We start from the raw sequence: 16,555 nt of genomic DNA, 5'->3' as shown, positions 1-16,555 counted from the left end.
AATTAATGCGCCCCCTTCGGCGTCTCCATAATCTCGGTCAGCACCCCGCCCATATCCTTGGGGTGCAGGAAGAAAATCAGCGTCCCATGCGCCCCGATCCTTGGGCTCCCCAGCACCCGTTTGCCAAGCGCCTCGAACGCCGCCTTCGCCGCATGAATATCCGGCACCTCGTAACAAACATGATGCTGCCCGCCCGCCGGGTTCTTCTCCAGAAACCCCGCGATGGAAGTGTTGCCAGGCAGCGGCTCGACCAGCTCGATCTGCGTCCCGTTCAGCGCGCCGTCGGCACCGGGCGTGTCGACAAAACACACCTTCACCCCCTGCTCGGGGAGGTCGAACGGCGCGTGGATCTTCGTCGCGCCCATGACGTCGCGGTAAAAGACGATGCTGTCGGCGATCGACGGCGTCGCAACGCCGATATGGTTCAATCTTCCAAGTTTCATAATACGTCCTTCAATCCTCCCCGCTCGCGGGGAGGTGGCAGCGCGCAGCGCTGACGGAGGGGGGTGGCATCCTGACGCGACGCAGCTCAAAATCGACAGCCCCCTCCACCATGCTTCGCATGGTCCCCCTCCCCGTTCCGGGGAGGATTCGGTTGGGACGGCCTGGTTTCATGGCTTCCAATGCTCCACTTCCTTACGGATCGACACGATGAGCTTGTCGTAGACCATATTCATAAAGTGACGCCCGGCCTCGGGACTCTCGAAATGAATGTTGACACCCAGCCCATCGTTTATCGCCGGTCGAGGATCATATTGCGAAGACTCGACGTTGTTCCAGTCCCACCATTGTCGCACGATTGTCTGCCGCATTTCGACGGGGTGATCGCCGATCGCCCGATAAATCGCCGCCTCCGGGCTCGCATCGAAACGGTCCCAATCTTCGTGCACATAGCTTTCAAGGAACTGTCGAAGGTCGGGCCAGTTCTCCTCTGCCTTCAACCGGCGCTCTCGCGTTTCCCTGCTCATAGCGGAATATTATCATGCTTCTTCCACGGGTTCTCGAGGCCCTTGTTCCGAAGCTTCCGTAACCCCAGCGCAATCCGCCGCCGCGTCGAGTGCGGGTAGATGACCTCGTCGATATAGCCCCGCTGCGCCGCAACAAACGGATTGGCAAAACGGTCCTCATATTCCTTCGTCCGCTGTGCGATCTTCTCCGGGTCACCGATGTCGCTGCGGAAGATGATCTCGACCGCGCCCTTTGCGCCCATCACCGCGATCTCGGCGGTCGGCCAAGCATAGTTTAGGTCGCCGCGCAGATGCTTTGACGCCATCACGTCATAGGCGCCGCCATAGGCCTTGCGCGTGATCACCGTGATCTTGGGCACCGTCGCCTCGGCATAAGCGAACAGCAGCTTCGCGCCATGCTTGATGATGCCGTTAAATTCCTGCGCCGTGCCGGGCAGGAAGCCGGGGACGTCGACGAAGGTGATGATCGGGATTTCGAATGCGTCGCAAAAACGCACGAAGCGCGCCGCCTTCTTCGACGAATTGATGTCGAGCACACCCGCGAGCACCAACGGCTGATTCGCGACAATGCCGATCGTCCGCCCCTCGATGCGCCCGAAGCCGCAGATGATGTTGCCCGCATGCGCCGGCTGCACCTCGAAGAAGTCGCCCTCGTCGACTGTTTTGCGGATCAGCTCGTGCATGTCATACGGCTGGTTCGCATTGGGCGGGATCAGCGTGTCGAGGCTCATCTCCGCGCGGTCGAACGGGTCGCTCGTCGGGCGTACGGGAACCCCGGCACGGTTGTTTTCGGGCAGATAGTCAAAGAAATCGCGCGCCGCGAGCAGCGCCTCGATGTCGTTCTCGAACGCCAGATCGGCGACCGAGCTCTTGGTCGTGTGCGTGATCGCGCCGCCGAGTTCTTCTTGCGTCACCACCTCGTTCGTCACCGTCTTGACCACATCGGGGCCGGTGACGAACATATACGAGCTGTCTTTCACCATGAAGATGAAGTCGGTCATCGCGGGGCTGTAAACCGCCCCGCCGGCGCACGGACCCATGATCAGGCTGATCTGCGGCACCACGCCCGACGCCAGCACATTCTTCTGGAACACATCGGCATAGCCGCCAAGCGACGCGACGCCCTCCTGGATGCGCGCGCCGCCGCTGTCGTTCAGGCCGATCACCGGCGCGCCGACCAGCATCGCCTTGTCCATCACCTTGCAGATTTTTTCGGCATGGCGTTTCGACAGCGAACCGCCAAAGACGGTGAAATCCTGGCTGAACACATAGACCAGACGGCCGTTGATCGTCCCCGATCCGGTGACAACGCCGTCGCCGGGGATCTTCTGATCCTGCATCCCGAAATCGACGCAGTCATGCTCGACATAGGTGTCGAGCTCTTCGAACGATCCCTCGTCGAGCAGCACGTCGAGCCGCTCGCGCGCCGTCAGCTTGCCCTTGCTGTGCTGCGCGTCGATGCGCTTCTGCCCGCCGCCCAGCGCGGCGGCGGCGCGGCGGCGTTCCATTTCGGCGATATTGGCGGACATCCGGCTCTCCCAAACAGGTTAAACTGTCGCTTGCCCGCTTACAGCGCGCCGCGCAAATGCGAATTTGCAAAGTTGCAAAGTCAATATTTGCAAATTAAGGTCCCGCCGATGGTTCCGAACCGACTCTACGCTGGGCGGCAACTTCGCCAACTTCGGGAAGCCCGCAACCTCCGCCAGTCGGACTTCGCGGCAAAGCTCGGCATCTCGGCCTCCTACCTCAGCCAGATCGAGCATGACGACCGCCCGCTGACCCCCGCCCTCCTCGACCGGCTGCAAAAACTGTTCCCGCTCGAATGGGAAGAAGTCGCCGCCGATGCCGGCGACCGCCGCGCCGGGGCGCTGCGCGAGGCCGCGGCCGACCCCCTGTTCGCCGCCGCGCCGCTCCCTCCCGAACAGCTCGAACGCGCCGCGCTGCAACAGCCGCAGCTTACCGACCAGTTCGTCGCGCTCCACGCCGCCTATCGCCGCGCCGGCCAACGCCTGCAGATCATCGACGAGGCGCTGACCGGCGGGACCGCCGAGGGCAGCCGCCTGCCGTGGGAAGAGGTGCGCGACTGGTTCCACGATGCGGGCAATTACGTCGATAGCATCGACCGCGCCGCCGAGGCGCTGGCAGGGCAATTGCGCGGCAAAGAGCCCTCGCCCGCGATCGAGACGATCGAGCGGCGGCTGCGCGACGCGCTCGGCATTTCGATCGTCTATACGCAGACGCAAAGCCTGCGCGATTTCGACGCGACGATGCGCCACCTCGTCATCGACCCGTCGCAGCCCGCCGAGAGCCGCCGCTTCCAGCTCGCGCATCAGCTCGCCGCACTGGCGCTGGCGCGCGAGATCGCGGCGGTGGTGGAGGCGTCCCCACTTCGGACCGCAGCGGCACGGCAGCTGCTTCACGTCGGCCTTGCCAACTATGCCGCAGGCGCGGTGCTGATGCCCTACGCCCCGTTCCGCGCCAGCGCGCGCGCCGTGCGCCACGACATCGACAGGTTGCGGCTGGAATATGGGGTGAGCTTCGAACAGGCATGCCACCGCCTCTCGACCCTCCAGCGCCCCGGCGCGCGCGGCATTCCGATGTTCTTCTGCCGCGTCGACATGGCGGGCAATATCACCAAGCGGCACTCGGCGACGCGGCTGCAATTCGCGCGCTTCGGCGGCGCCTGCCCTTTGTGGATCGTTCATGAGGCCGCAGCGATCCCCGACCGCATCCTGTTCCAGCTGGCCGAGACCCCCGACGGGTTGCGCTATGTGTCGATGGCGAAGGGGTTGGTCAAACCGTCGGGTAGCTATGCGCGATCGCCACGCCGCTACGCCGTCGCGCTCGGGTGCGAGGCGCAATATGCCGGGGACTTCGTCTATGCCGACGGGGTGGATGTCGGCGCCCCACAAGCGGCATCACGCATCGGCCTGTCATGCCGCATCTGCCCGCGTGACGATTGCGACCAGCGCGCCTTTCCGCCGAGCGATCGGCCGATTTTGGTCGATCCGGACCGGCGCGATGTTGTGCCGTATCGGATTGGGTGATTTCGGGAATACCAACCTAAAGTCCGTTCGTGTCGAGCGAAGTCGAGACACGCTGAGTTAGCGGCAGACTTAACGTGTCTCGACTTCGCTCGACACGAACGGGAGGCATTGGTCTGCGACGGACTATTTCAGCAAAACCAACTCTTCCGCCATGCTCGGATGCAAAGCCACCGTCGCGTCGAAATCGGCCTTGGTCAGCCCTGCCTTCACCGCGACCGCCGCCGCCTGCAAAATCTCCGGCGCGTCCGGGCCGATCATGTGCAGCCCGACAACCTGGTCGGTCGCCTCATTCACCACCATCTTGTACAGCGCGCGCTCGTTGCGCCCCGCCAGCACATTCTTCATCGCGCGGAAATCGCTGGTATACACGCGAACCGTGCCGAGCTTGTTGCGCGCCTCGGCCTCGGTCATCCCCACCGCGCCGATCGGCGGGTGGCTGAACACCGCGCTCGGGACATTGGCGTAATCGACGACCGTCGGCTTGCCGCCGAACACGCTGTCGGCAAAGGCCTGCCCCTCGCGGATCGCGACCGGGGTCAGCTGGATGCGGTTGGTGACGTCGCCGACCGCATAGATGCTGGGTACCGACGACTGGTTCGTTTCATCGACCTTGATCGCGCCGGCCTGGTCGAGTTCGACGCCGGCCTCCTCTAGCCCCAGCCCCTTGGTGTTGGGCACGCGCCCTGCCGCAAACAGCACGATGTCGGCGTCGATCGGATCGCTATTGCCGAGGTGGACCGTCAGCGAACCGTCGGCCTTCTTCTCGATCGATTCGAACGGGGCGTTGAACTTGAATTCGATGCCCTTGGTCATCGAGATTTGCAGCAGGCGGTCGCGGATCTGCTCGTCATAGCCGCGCAGGATCGTGTCGCCGCGGTTGACGATCGTCACCTTGCTGCCGAATTCGTTGAAGATGCCGGCAAATTCATTGGCGATATAGCCACCACCCGCAATCACCACCCGCATGGGCAAGCGGTCCAGATGAAAGACCTCGTTCGAGGTGATCGCATGTTCGCTGCCCGGAAATTCGGGAACGAACGGCCAGCCGCCGGTCGCGATCAGGATGCGTTCGGCGCTGATTTCCTGCCCGTCGCTCAGGCGGACTTTCTGCGGCCCGACGATCGTTGCGCGCGATTTGAACAGGGTGACCTTATGATTGTCGAGCGTCTGGCCGTACAGCCCCTCAAGCCGAGTCACCTCGTTCAACACATTGTCGCGCAGCCGGTCCCAATCGAACTTGCAGTCGGGAACGTCCCAGCCGAAGTGGCGCGCATCCTTCAGATCTTCGGCAAAATGGGCGCCATAAACGAGCAGCTTTTTCGGCACGCAGCCACGGATCACACACGTGCCCCCTACCCGATGTTCTTCGGCCACCGCGACGCGCGCGCCATGCGAGGCGGCGACACGCGAGGCGCGAACCCCGCCCGACCCGGCGCCGATGACAAACAGGTCGAAGTCGAAATTGCTCATGAAGGAGATCCCCGAAAATTGGCTTGGCTGACGTTGGCAGCGCGCGCCTATGTGGTTACGCGCGCCGCATATGCCAATCGATTTTTGCCATTACAGATAGTGGCGCGACCTCATTCGCCCAGCGCGGCGGCCATCAGCGCCTGTGTCGCGGGGTCGAATTCGACGGTCCCCTCGGCCAGCCCCTTCGCCATCTCCTTGCCGAGCTCGACCCCGAACTGGTCGAACGGGTTGATCCCCAGCAGCACCGCATTGGCGAACACGCGATGCTCGTAAAAGGCGATCAGCGCGCCGAGCGCGTGCGGGGTCAGTTGATCGAGCAGGATCGTCGTCGAGGGCCGGTCGCCGGGATAGTGGCGCGCGCCATCGGCGCTGGCCCGCCCCGTCATCAGCGCGGCGCCCTGCGCGATGCAATTGGCGACGAGCGTTTCGTGATGCGCCTCGTCGAGCAGATGATCGGGCTCGCGCGCGACGACGAGTTCGACCGGGACGAGGTTCGTTCCCTGATGGAGGAGCTGGAACACCGCATGCTGCGCATCGGTGCCGACCCCGCCCCAGGTGATCGGCGCGCTGTGCCGACCCAGCGCATCACCCGCCAGCGTCACCGACTTGCCGTTGGATTCCATCTCCAGCTGTTGCAGATAGCTAGGCAGCAGGCGCAACCGTTCGTCATAGGCGAACACCGCGCGCGTCTGGCACCCCAGCCGGTTGGCATAAAGCTGATCGACGAAGGCGGCGAGCAGGCAGACATTGTCGGCGCCATCGGCCAGCCGGAAATGACGGTCCATCTCGGCCGCGCCCTCAAGCAGATCCTCGAACGCATCCCAGCCGAGTGCGAGCGCCGCGGGGAAGCCGATCGACGACCACAAGGAATAGCGCCCGCCGACCGTCTCGCTGAACGGCAGGATGCGCGTTTCGTCGATCCCCCATTCGATCGCGCGATCGGGCATCGCGGTCAGCGCGATGAAACGGCCGAGCGGGTCGGCAACCCCGGCTTCATCGAGCCATTGCAGCGCCGAATTGGCGTTGAGCAAGGTTTCGGTGGTCGTGAAGGTCTTGGACGCAACCGCGACCAGCGTATGTTCGGGGCTGAATTTGGCGAAGGCTTCTTCGAGCGCCGCGCCGTCGACGTTCGACACCACCGCGACATCATAACGGTCGCTGTGGCGCCCCAGCGCATCGACGAGCAGGTCCGGGCCGAGCGCCGACCCGCCGATGCCGATGTGGAGCAAGTGACGGATCTCGCCGAATGCGCCCGCCTCGATCGCGTCGATCATCATTCGCATCCGCTGGTGCAGCGCCTGCGCGCGATGGACGGATTCGGGCGCGCCGTCGCCGCGTTCGGCGCTATGTTCGGCGGCGCGGTTTTCGGTGGGGTTCGCGATGCCGCCCGAAAACAGCGTCTTGCGCCGCCCGCCGAAATCCTGCGCCGCGGCGAGGTCAGACAGGATCGCGACCGCAGCATCGTCGAGATGCGTCTTGGCGAAATCGAACCGGATGTCGGCAACGCTGCGGACCATCGCGTCTAGGCGGGCGGCGGGATCGGCGGCGACCAGGCCGGTCAGTTTCTGCGGCTGCCAGTCGGCAAGTGCCTGCCAGGCTTGATCGGCGGTTATCATCGTCCACATCCTCCCTCATCCGTTCGTGTCGAGCGAAGTCGAGACACGCCGAGGGCGCCCAAGGCCGATGGGCATCTCGACTTCGCTCGATGCGAACGGGAAAATAATGGCTCGTTCCATAGGTCCGCCGCCGCGCGCGCGCCAGTACGATCCGCCGATATTTGCTTGCACGCAGACCTATTCACCGCCAAATGCCGCGACATGACCAATGCCAGCTTTACCGCCGATGTAACGCCCCCGACCGAGCCCGCGCCCGCCCCGGCGCCGGTGTCGGCCAAGGAGGAAGCGGTCGATACCGTTCGCTTCCTGGCCCTGCTCGCGATTGCGGTGCTGATTTTCCGCAGCTTTTTCCTGTCGCCCTTCAATATTCCTTCGGAATCGATGCAGCCTCGGCTGCTGATCGGCGATTATCTGCTCGTCAACAAAATGGCCTATGGCTATTCGGAATACAGCCTGCCGTTCAGCGTGCCGCTGATCCCTGGACGGGTATTTGCCCGCACTCCCGAACGCGGCGACGTGGCGGTGTTCAAGGCGCCGCCGACCGCCCAGAATGATTATATCAAGCGTGTCATCGGCCTGCCCGGCGACAGCGTGCAGGTAAAAGGCGGCATTGTCTGGCTCAACGGCAAGCCGCTGAAGCGCGAAGCCATGCCCGATTTTGTGATTCCGGTGACGGCCAACATGATCGAGGCGTCGCGCGCGATGGGCACGCTGCCCTGTTATTCGATGGAATTCGAGGAAGTCGGGGCCAACGGCCAGCGCCAGTGCCGCTACAAGCAGTTTCGCGAAACGCTGCCGAGCGGCAAAAGCTATGCGATCCTCGACATCGCGCCGATCGCCGAAGACAATACGCCGCTGGTCATTGTCCCCGAAGGTCATTTGTTCATGATGGGCGACAACCGCGATCGCAGCGCCGACAGCCGTTTTCCGGCGATGGAAAACCAGGGTATCGGGCTGGTGCCAGAGGAGAATCTGGTCGGCAAGGCGCTGGTCGGCATGTTCTCGACCGACGGATCGGCGAGCTGGATTAACCCGATCAGCTGGTTCACCGCCGCGCGCTGGGACCGCATTGGGGACGGTTTTTGAACGACCCGCTGAATGGCGGGGCGCTGGCCGAAATCCTCGGTAGTACCCCGGACGATCTGGCGCTCTACGAACTGGCGCTGACGCACGGCAGCACCGGGCGCGCCGATTACCAGCGGCTCGAATTTCTGGGCGACCGCGTGCTCGGGCTGGTCATCGCGTCCGAACTTTACACGCGCTTTCCAAACGCTAGCGAGGGCGAAATGTCGTCGCGGCTGCATGTGCTGGCGTCGGGTGCAACCTGCGCCGCGATCGCGCAGCGGCTGAACCTCACCGCGTTGATCCGTTTTGGCGCGCAGGCCCGTAACGACGGCGGCCGCTACAGCGACAATATCGCCGCCGATGCGATCGAGGCGCTGATCGGCGCGCTTTATCTCGACAAGGGCATCGATACCGCGCGGGCCTTTGTCATCGCCCATTGGGGCGAGATGATCGACGGGCAGGCGGCGGCGCCAAAGCATCCCAAGGCGGCGCTGCAGGAATGGGCGCTCGCCCGGCGGCGGCGCCCGCCCGAATATGAAATCGTCGCGCGCGAAGGGCCGGACCACGCCCCCCGCTTTCGTGTCGCGGTCAGCATCGGCAAGCTCGCGCGCGCCGAGGCCGAAGGCGCCAGCAAACAGGCGGCGGAAAAGGCCGCCGCGGCACTCTTGCTTGCCGAACTCGAAGGACAGGAAAAATGACCCACCGCTGCGGATTTGTCGCCGTCGTCGGCGCGCCGAATGCGGGCAAATCGACGATCGTCAACGCGCTCGTCGGCCAGAAGGTGGCGATCGTCAGTCCCAAGGCGCAGACGACGCGCACGCGGCTGATGGGCGTCGCGATGGAAGGCGACACGCAGATCGTGCTCATCGACACCCCGGGCATCTTTGCCCCCACCCGCCGCCTCGACCGCGCGATGGTCGCCGCGGCGTGGGGCAGCCTCGAGCAGGCCGAAGCGATCCTTGTGATGGTCGATGCCGCTGCCAAGCTGACGGGCCGCGTCGAGCGCGTCCTGGAGGGCATCGCGAACCGGCCGGAGAAGAAATATCTGGTGCTGAACAAGGTCGATCTGACGCGGAAGGACAAATTGCTGACGATCGCGACCGAGCTGAACAGCCGCGTCGCCTTCGACGAAACCTTCTTCATCTCGGCCAGCAGCGGTGACGGGGTTCCCGAACTGAAGGCGCATCTTGCGGCGCTGATGCCCGAGGGACCGTGGCACTTTCCCGAAGACGAGGTCAGCGACGCCCCCGAACGCATGCTGGCGGCCGAAATCACGCGCGAACAGCTCTATCGCCAGCTCCACGAAGAACTGCCATACCAGTCGACCGTAGAGACCGAGAAATTTACGACGCGCCCCGACGGCAGCGCCGAAATCCACCAGCAAATCCTCGTTGCGCGCGACAATCAGCGCGCGATCATCCTTGGCCACAAGGGCGAACGAATCAAGGAAATCGGCAGCAAGGCGCGTGCCGAGCTCTCCGAGCTGTTAGGCCGCAAGGTCCACCTGTTCCTGCATGTGAAGGTCAAGGCGAACTGGGACGAGGATCGCGGCGTGTACCGCGACATGGGGTTGGATTGGGTCGATTGAGAGGCAGACAGTGACGCGTCCGGCATCCATCATAAATTTCGAACGCTGTTTCTGGGCATCCATGCTGCTCGGCGTTGGAAGTTTGGCGCTTCATTGGTCAGGGATGATCGACGGGCTCAAAAGCGATCCGACCGTCGCGCCCATGGTCGAGTCGGCCGTCATCTTTGTCGGCGTAGCGCTGGGTATTGGTTTCGCGCTATCCGTCCTGCTCTGGTATTTTGTCGCCAGAAAGGCGAACAATATCGCCAAATGGATCTACGTAGTGGTCATGGGATTTGGGGCGGTTTCGACGCTTACGTCGCTCAACGATCCCACGTCGCCGACGGGACTGGCACTCGCGATTTCGCTTGTCAGCACCGCGCTGACGGCGCTTTCAATCCTGTTCTTGTTCCGCCCCGACGCCCGCGCCTGGTTCGGAAAAGACGCCGTCGATCCTCGAACGTTCGAATAGCCAGACTATATCCGCCGACAATCGTTCGGCGCTGGATTGCCGTCAAACCGCGAGGTGATCCAGCCGATCGTTTCCTGCGCGCTGTCTTTGGCGCTGCTGCCATGATCGCCGGTCATTTCGATCCAGCGGATGCCGGTCCCGCGCCGACAAACCGCCTTGGCGAATTTGCGCGTCACTGACGGCGCGACGATCGTGTCCTTGCTGCTCTGCGCGATCAGTAGCGGTCCGGGGACGCGCGCGGCGTCGACGCTGTTGGCGCGGGCGAAGCTGCCGAAGGGTTCGATCCGCGCGATGTCCTTGTTCCTTGTCGCGCGGGCGACGGTGAGGATGCCAAGGATCGTGCCGAGCTTTGGCTTCGCGTTGAGGCTGACGCAATTATTCTGCGCCAGTCGGTTGATGATCCCCTGGTTCGCCCGGTTGGCGATGCCATCCATCGAAAAGCCATATAGCGTCGACCAGCTATGCAGCGCGAACGACAGCAGCAGCGCGCGCGCATTCTTGTCGCCCGCTTCGCGCAGATTGGCGGCAAGGTCGGTGGGCGGCGCGGCGGCGGCGGTCGCGACGAGGTTCAGGTCGGGCGCATAGGCGCGCGCCGCGATTGCCGTCCACAGCGCAGCATGACCACCCTGCGATTCGCCCCACACGGCGAAATCGCTGCCCGCCGCGGCACCCGGAATCGCGCGCGCCGCCCGCACCCCATCGAGCACCGATTGGGCAGTGTCGGGGCCGACGAGAAACGGGTGCATCGTCGGGCTAGCGAGCCCGATATAGTCGGGCGCAACGACGACATAACCGCTGCGGACGGCGTCGATCCCGGCGGTCGCGGCGAAGAAATTGGGGCTGAGCGACGGCGCGCATCTTTCGGCCACACCCCACGCGCCGTGGGTCCACGCAATGACGCGGCGCGGGCGCGGTGGGAGCGCCTCCATCGGCGCCGCGACGACGCCGGTGACCGCCAGGCGCTGGCCGCTACCGTTCGTGGTCCAATATTGCACGCGCCACGCTTGGGTGCCGGGCGGTGTGCCGGGCATCGGCTCGGCAGCGATGAGCGTGCCGGGCTGCTGCGCGATGGCAGGCACGGCGAGCAAAGCGAAAAGGGCGGATAAGGCGGCAAGCAAATGGCGCATCGAAACACCTCCCGATGCGCCAGCCTAACATAGCAGAATATAATCGTCATCCCGGCGAAGGCCGGGATGACGTTTTTGTATCAAGGCTATTCCTTAGCCGACTTCTTCTTGGCGGGTGCCTTTTTGGCCGCTGGCTTTTTTGCTGCCGCCTTCTTCTTTGGCGCGGCCTTTTTCTTGCCCTTCGCCGGTCCCTTCGCGGCGCGTGCATCAATGAGCGCGATCGCCTCTTCGAGCGTCAGCGTTGCCGGGTCGGCGGTCTTGGGCAGCGTCGCATTGGTCGTGCCGTCGGTCACATAAGGACCGAAGCGCCCTTCCATCAGCTTCATCTCGCCACCGCTGGTCGGATGCGGGCCGAAGGTATTTAGCGGTTCGGCCTTGGTCCGTCCGCGCCCGCCGCCCGCGGCGGCTTCGGCGATCCGGACGACCGCAGCATTCATCCCGATGTCAAAGATTTCGGCGGTGCCGGTCAGTTTGGCATATTTGCCGTCGTGGAGCAGATAGGGGCCATAGCGTCCCAGCCCGGCCATGATCGGCTTGCCGCTTTCGGGATGCACTCCGACCTCGCGCGGCAGGCTCAAAAGCCGCAGCGCATAATCGAGATCGAAATCCTCGCCGGGGATGTCCTTCGGGATCGACGAACGCTTCGCCTCCTTGCCGTCGCCGAGCTGGATATAAGGGCCGAAACGCCCGCTGCGCTTCGTCACTTCCAGCCCGCTGTCGGGATCGGTGCCGAGCGTCTCGGGGCCGGTATCGCCCGCATCGCTGCCGCCCGGTTGTGCGAATTTGCGGGTGAATTTGCAGTCGGGATAGTTGCTGCACGCGATGAACGGCCCGAACTTGCCGCCGCGCAGCGCCAGCTTGCCCGTGCCGCAATTGGGGCAGAGCCGCGGGTCGCTGCCATCGCCCTTGTCGGGGAAGAGATAGGGGCCGAGGAATTCGTCGAGCGCCGCGGTGATCTCCGACGGTTTCTGCTCCATCACCTCGCCGGTGCGCGGCTTGAAATCGCGCCAGAAGCGCTCGAGCACTGCCTGCCACTGCGCGCGGCCACCCGAAACATCGTCGAGCTCTTCCTCGAGCCCCGCGGTGAAATCATAGCCGACATAGCGTTCGAAGAAGCGTTCGAGGAATGCCGTCAGCAGCCGCCCGCTCTCCTCGGGGATGAAGCGGTTCTTCTCGACCGTCACATAGGCGCGGTCCTTCAGCACCTGCAGGATCGAGGCGTAGGTCGACGGGCGCCCGATGCCGAGCTCCTCCATCTTCTTGACCAGGCTCGCCTCGGAATAGCGCGGCGGCGGCTGCGTCTCGTGGCTCTCGACCTCGACCCCGGTTTTCGCGGGCGCATCGCCCTTCGCCATCGCGGGCAGCAGGCGCGCGTCGTCATCGTCCCCGGCATCGTCGCGGCTTTCGTCATAGAGCGCAAGGAAGCCGGGGAATTTCACGACCTGGCCGGTCGCGCGCATCACCGTCTTGCCGGTGCCGTCGGAGAGGTCGACGCTCGTGCGTTCGAGCCGCGCCGACGCCATCTGGCTCGCCATCGCGCGTTTCCAGATCAGCTCATAGAGCCGTGCATGGTCGCCGCTGCCGGCCTTGTCCTTCGAAAAGTCGGTGGGCCGGATCGCCTCATGCGCTTCCTGCGCATTCTTCGCCTTGGTCTGGTACTGGCGCGGTTGGTCGGGGACATAGCCGCCGTCATAGCGCGTCGCGATGGCCTTGCGCGCGGCGCTGATCGCGCTGCCGTCCATCTGGACGCCGTCGGTCCGCATATAGGTGATCGCGCCATCCTCGTAGAGCGCCTGCGCGATCCGCATCGTATGGCTGGCCGAAAAACCGAGCTTGCGCGCCGCTTCCTGTTGCAGGGTCGATGTCGTGAAAGGCGGCGGTGGGTTGCGGGTGAGCGGTTTGGTCTCGACCGTATCGACCGTGAAATGCCCCGCCTTCACATCGGCTTCGGCGGCGCGGGCATCGGCCTCGCTGGTAATCGAAAGCCGCTCGATCTTGTCGCCCTTCCACCGCGACAGCCGCGCCTTGAACGGCGTGCCGCCCATTTCGAACAGGCCGGTGACCGACCAATATTGCTGCGCAACAAAGGCCTCGATCTCGCGCTCGCGCTCGACCACCAGCCGCAGCGCGACCGATTGCACGCGCCCCGCCGACTTGGCGCCGGGCAGCTTGCGCCACAGCACCGGCGACAGGGTGAAGCCAACGAGATAGTCGAGCGCGCGGCGCGCGCGATAGGCGTCGATAAGGTCGGTATCGAGCTCGCGCGGATGCGCCATCGCGTCGGTCACCGCCTGCTTGGTGATCGCGTTGAACGTCACGCGATCGACCGCCTGAGGCAGCGCCTTTTTGCTGCGCAGCAATTCCTGAACATGCCAGCTGATCGCCTCGCCCTCGCGGTCAGGGTCGGTCGCGAGGATCAGGCGGTCGGCGCCCTTTGCCGCGTCCTGAATTTCCTTCATCCGCTTGGTCTTGTCGGGATAAAGTTGCCACTGCATCGCAAAGCCGTCGTCGGGATCGACCGATCCGTCCTTGGGCGGCAGGTCGCGCACATGGCCATAGCTGGCCAGCACCTTGAAATCGCGCCCCAGATATTTCTCGATCGTCTTCGCCTTGGCGGGCGATTCCACAATTACCAATTGCATGGAAAAATTCGTTCCCCGATTACTCTCACGTACACGCGCGAGGGTGGCGGGCGCTCCGGCCCTCCGTCAAGCGGATTTAAGAAGCGCCCGCCGCGGGGTCAACGCAGCGCGCTGAGCCGACCGATCAGCATCTGGCTGGCAAGGCTTGCCGCCTTCGCTGCCCCCTCCTCGTAATTCCCCGGTTTGGCAGTGAATTCGAACTTGCGCGTCTTGCCGAAGCGCAGCCCGCCAAAGCCCGCGACGGCGGCAAGGCCACCAGCGACATTCGCTCCCGACTGCAGCGCCTTGTCGGTGCCACTCGTCGCGTCATTCTTTTCGACGAACTCGCCCTCGACAGCGACGGGCGCTTTCACCGTGATGACCGCCTGCTTTCCCGCAGGGGTGATCAGCGTCATGCGCGAATAATCGGCGCTGACCGACAAGGCGCTGTTCACCTGCAGCCCGCCGAAGCTGAAGGCGCCCGGTCGCTTCTGCTGCGAAAAATCGATCAGATAGACGACGTCGATCACGCCGACGCCGCTTTCGCGCGCATAATTGTTCAGCGCCATACCGGTCTGCCCCGCCGCCATGTTGATCCCCATGCTGCTCATGCCGCTGCCCATGAAATCACCGGGGATCATCAGCAGCGACGGCAACGCCGACGGTTTGAAATAGGTCGCCTTGCCCTTGCTTCCCTTTTCCAGCGCCAGGTTGATGTCGAGCGGCGCCGCCTGCGATTTGGTCTTTGCGAGCGCCGGATGAGCAAACAGATCGCCAGCCGTCTGGACCGAATAGCCGCCCGCGGTCAGCTGCGACACGAAATCGGCATAGGCAGCGTCGGTGATTGCCTGCATCATTTCCGGCGTAACCCCGACCAATTCGCTCTTCGCCTTGGTCGTCCCCCCGAACGCCCCCATTAATCCGCCCGAAGCCGCGGTGCGGTCGATCGATTCAAAGATGAAGCCGACGTTGAATGCACCGATCGCGACCGTCGTCACGCCCTTGGCGTTCGACGGGCCGGAAATCTTGACCGGTTCCTTTTCTTTTGCGGCAGTGGTGATGGGCTGCGCGAGCAGTACGGCCATGGCGATGCCCGCCAATAACTTCCTCATGGGTATTCCCCCTCCGACTCCCCACCCCGCCGGTCGACCCACCCGACCGGAAAAGGGAGTTATCGAAGCAACCCACGGCCCCCGCATCGGCCAGATGCGGGGGGTATGTCAAGCTTGTGACGTCACGCCGTCACCCGTTCTGCCACTTGAAATCGGCGGGCAGGATACATTTGCCCGCGTCATATTTGCCGACGCTGCGGATGATCTCCTGATCCTCGGGCTCGATCCGGCGGCCGCTGATCTGGCTGTCGATCACGCGGCGCACCAGCGCGTCGAGCCTGGTCACCAGATAGCAGTCGATCGCCGGCGGCGCGTGCGGATTGCCGACGCCACTATCGTCGGTCAGGAACAGGTATCGCGATTGCGTCGCCGCGGCCATCGCGCGCATTGCATATTCGGCCTTGTCGGCAACGCCCGATGCGGCAACCGGCGTGATGTGGATGCGCTTGGCGCGCGCGGCTTCCGCCGCCTGCCACGTCCGCCCGAACAATTGGTCGTGCGGCGGCGCATCGGCGACGAGCAGCAGCGACTTGACCGCGTCGGCGCGCCACTCCTGCCCGACGGCGCGGATCAGTGCCTGATCCATCGCTTCGGGATAATCGCCGCCACCGTTTGCATTCTGCCGTGCCAGCGCGCCCTGCACCCGCCCGACGTCGCGGTCGAAAACGACCGTGCGGGTGACATATTCGTCGCCCAGGTCGCGGTAGAAGACAAAACCGATGCGAATATCCAGATCGCGATGCTTGGCGGTGACCGCACTGATGATCGATCGCAGTTCGGACTGAAGATAATTGATCTCGTCGCCCATGCTTCCCGTCGTGTCGACGACCAGCATCAGGTCGAGCTTGGTCACCTTGGCCGCCGCTTGGTTGGCGGTCAGTCCGACGAGCTGGCCTCCCGCCGCGTTGGCGACGAGCACCGGACGCGCGTCGGCGATGGTGCGCCCCGCCTTGCGCGCGGTCACGGTGATCCGCTCGCTCAGCCGGTCGAGGCCCGGAAAGAACACCGCGCTGCCGTCGGCCTGTGTCGCCATGGTGATGCTGTTGCCGTCGCTGCACGTCACGATGACATCGGCAAAGGGGATGGGCTGGCCGCTCCGGTCGTTGACCTTCACCGTCACCACGCGCGTCGTGTCGACGCGCGGCAGGCTCTGCACCTCTTGCCCCAGATCGCCGCTGCGGCCGACATAGGCGGCGTAGAGTTCGGGGTTGAGCAGATCGTCATGCTCGCCCGCGGTCAATATGCCCGCCTGCGGCTGCGGCCGTGGATAGGGGCGCGGCGGATGCGGCAGGGCGATCCGCGCGTCGCCCAGCGAACCCGGCACCGGCGGAGCGGCCGATCGTTCGGCGCTCATTTCTTCGGCGCCGATGCTCGTCACCGGGCTCGGCGAATCGAGCGCGGGCGACGCTACGCGCGAACCGGTGACGACGACCTCCGAAACCTCTCCGGCATCGATATAGGAGGGCGCGGGCGGTGCCATAAGTGGCGGC

Annotated in this window: 14 protein-coding genes; 5 read left to right on the top strand and 9 right to left on the bottom strand. The window is 64.4% G+C overall.

Annotation, left to right across the window (positions count from 1 at the left end):
* Nucleotides 1–2: 2 nt before the first annotated feature.
* From mce to FFS18_RS11420, 3 genes are all read right to left on the bottom strand, one after another.
* Nucleotides 3–443: a methylmalonyl-CoA epimerase gene (gene mce, locus FFS18_RS11430; protein WP_137870930.1), complete on the bottom strand. Its 441-nt coding sequence runs from the start codon at nt 441–443 to the stop codon at nt 3–5.
* A gap of 168 nt (nt 444–611) precedes the next feature.
* A complete protein-coding gene (locus FFS18_RS11425; protein WP_137870929.1) occupies nt 612–968 on the bottom strand; it encodes a hypothetical protein in 357 nt (118 codons plus the stop codon).
* Nucleotides 965–2,497, bottom strand: a complete 1,533-nt coding sequence (locus FFS18_RS11420) for an acyl-CoA carboxylase subunit beta (protein ID WP_137870928.1) — start codon at nt 2,495–2,497, stop codon at nt 965–967. The genes FFS18_RS11425 and FFS18_RS11420 overlap by 4 nt, the downstream gene beginning before the upstream one ends.
* A 108-nt stretch (nt 2,498–2,605) precedes the next feature.
* Here FFS18_RS11420 and FFS18_RS11415 point away from each other — a divergent pair, with 108 nt between their 5' ends.
* Nucleotides 2,606–4,015 (top strand): helix-turn-helix domain-containing protein, encoded by a 1,410-nt coding sequence (locus tag FFS18_RS11415; RefSeq protein ID WP_137870927.1) that lies wholly within the window; start codon nt 2,606–2,608, stop codon nt 4,013–4,015.
* A 123-nt stretch (nt 4,016–4,138) separates the two neighbouring features.
* Here the strand turns inward: FFS18_RS11415 and gor are convergent, their stop codons facing one another.
* Both gor and pgi read right to left on the bottom strand, forming a co-directional pair.
* Nucleotides 4,139–5,485, bottom strand: a complete 1,347-nt coding sequence (gene gor, locus FFS18_RS11410; RefSeq protein ID WP_137870926.1) for a glutathione-disulfide reductase — start codon at nt 5,483–5,485, stop codon at nt 4,139–4,141.
* A gap of 110 nt (nt 5,486–5,595) precedes the next feature.
* A complete protein-coding gene (pgi, locus tag FFS18_RS11405) occupies nt 5,596–7,101 on the bottom strand; it encodes a glucose-6-phosphate isomerase (protein ID WP_137870925.1) in 1,506 nt (501 codons plus the stop codon).
* Between the two features lie 267 nt (nt 7,102–7,368).
* Here pgi and lepB point away from each other — a divergent pair, with 267 nt between their 5' ends.
* From lepB to FFS18_RS11385, 4 genes are all read left to right on the top strand, one after another.
* Nucleotides 7,369–8,187 carry a signal peptidase I gene (lepB, locus tag FFS18_RS11400; protein WP_137870973.1) on the top strand — a complete coding sequence of 273 codons (819 nt, stop codon included), beginning with the start codon at nt 7,369–7,371 and terminating at the stop codon, nt 8,185–8,187.
* Nucleotides 8,184–8,864 (top strand): ribonuclease III, encoded by a 681-nt coding sequence (gene rnc, locus FFS18_RS11395; RefSeq protein WP_137870924.1) that lies wholly within the window; start codon nt 8,184–8,186, stop codon nt 8,862–8,864. The genes lepB and rnc overlap by 4 nt, the downstream gene beginning before the upstream one ends.
* Nucleotides 8,861–9,754 carry a GTPase Era gene (gene era / locus FFS18_RS11390; protein WP_137870923.1) on the top strand — a complete coding sequence of 298 codons (894 nt, stop codon included), beginning with the start codon at nt 8,861–8,863 and terminating at the stop codon, nt 9,752–9,754. The genes rnc and era overlap by 4 nt, the downstream gene beginning before the upstream one ends.
* A gap of 61 nt (nt 9,755–9,815) precedes the next feature.
* A complete protein-coding gene (locus FFS18_RS11385; RefSeq protein ID WP_212743044.1) occupies nt 9,816–10,205 on the top strand; it encodes a hypothetical protein in 390 nt (129 codons plus the stop codon).
* A gap of 5 nt (nt 10,206–10,210) precedes the next feature.
* Here FFS18_RS11385 and FFS18_RS11380 read toward each other — a convergent pair whose 3' ends face one another.
* From FFS18_RS11380 to FFS18_RS11365, 4 genes are all read right to left on the bottom strand, one after another.
* On the bottom strand, nt 10,211–11,284 hold the full coding sequence (locus FFS18_RS11380; protein ID WP_171005295.1) for a lipase family protein: 1,074 nt from the start codon (nt 11,282–11,284) through the stop codon (nt 10,211–10,213).
* 134 nt (nt 11,285–11,418) lie between these two features.
* Nucleotides 11,419–13,974: a type I DNA topoisomerase gene (gene topA, locus FFS18_RS11375; RefSeq protein ID WP_137870920.1), complete on the bottom strand. Its 2,556-nt coding sequence runs from the start codon at nt 13,972–13,974 to the stop codon at nt 11,419–11,421.
* Nucleotides 13,975–14,072: 98 nt separating this feature from the next.
* Complete coding sequence (locus FFS18_RS11370; RefSeq protein WP_137870919.1) at nt 14,073–15,065, bottom strand: hypothetical protein; 993 nt, start codon at nt 15,063–15,065, stop codon at nt 14,073–14,075.
* Between the two features lie 130 nt (nt 15,066–15,195).
* On the bottom strand, nt 15,196–16,555 hold a 1,360-nt coding region (locus tag FFS18_RS11365), incomplete at its 5' end, for a vWA domain-containing protein (protein ID WP_137870918.1).

The organism is Sphingopyxis sp. 2PD (assembly GCF_005503695.1).
GTDB lineage: Bacteria > Pseudomonadota > Alphaproteobacteria > Sphingomonadales > Sphingomonadaceae > Sphingopyxis.
Note: the sequence above shows the minus strand (reverse complement) of the source record. Positions and strands in the feature narration are given on the sequence as shown.

Bases quoted from the DNA above. Each gene is read 5' to 3' on its own strand.
- FFS18_RS11415 (WP_137870927.1), top strand. From the start codon at position 2,606: ATGGTTCCGAACCGACTCTACGCTGGGCGGCAACTTCGCCAACTTCGG.
- era (WP_137870923.1), top strand. From the start codon at position 8,861: ATGACCCACCGCTGCGGATTTGTCGCCGTCGTCGGCGCGCCGAATGCG.
- FFS18_RS11370 (WP_137870919.1), bottom strand. From the start codon at position 15,065: ATGAGGAAGTTATTGGCGGGCATCGCCATGGCCGTACTGCTCGCGCAG.
- topA (WP_137870920.1), bottom strand. From the start codon at position 13,974: ATGCAATTGGTAATTGTGGAATCGCCCGCCAAGGCGAAGACGATCGAG.
- mce (WP_137870930.1), bottom strand. From the start codon at position 443: ATGAAACTTGGAAGATTGAACCATATCGGCGTTGCGACGCCGTCGATC.
- FFS18_RS11425 (WP_137870929.1), bottom strand. From the start codon at position 968: ATGAGCAGGGAAACGCGAGAGCGCCGGTTGAAGGCAGAGGAGAACTGG.
- FFS18_RS11420 (WP_137870928.1), bottom strand. From the start codon at position 2,497: ATGTCCGCCAATATCGCCGAAATGGAACGCCGCCGCGCCGCCGCCGCG.
- FFS18_RS11385 (WP_212743044.1), top strand. From the start codon at position 9,816: ATGCTGCTCGGCGTTGGAAGTTTGGCGCTTCATTGGTCAGGGATGATC.
- gor (WP_137870926.1), bottom strand. From the start codon at position 5,485: ATGAGCAATTTCGACTTCGACCTGTTTGTCATCGGCGCCGGGTCGGGC.
- pgi (WP_137870925.1), bottom strand. From the start codon at position 7,101: ATGATAACCGCCGATCAAGCCTGGCAGGCACTTGCCGACTGGCAGCCG.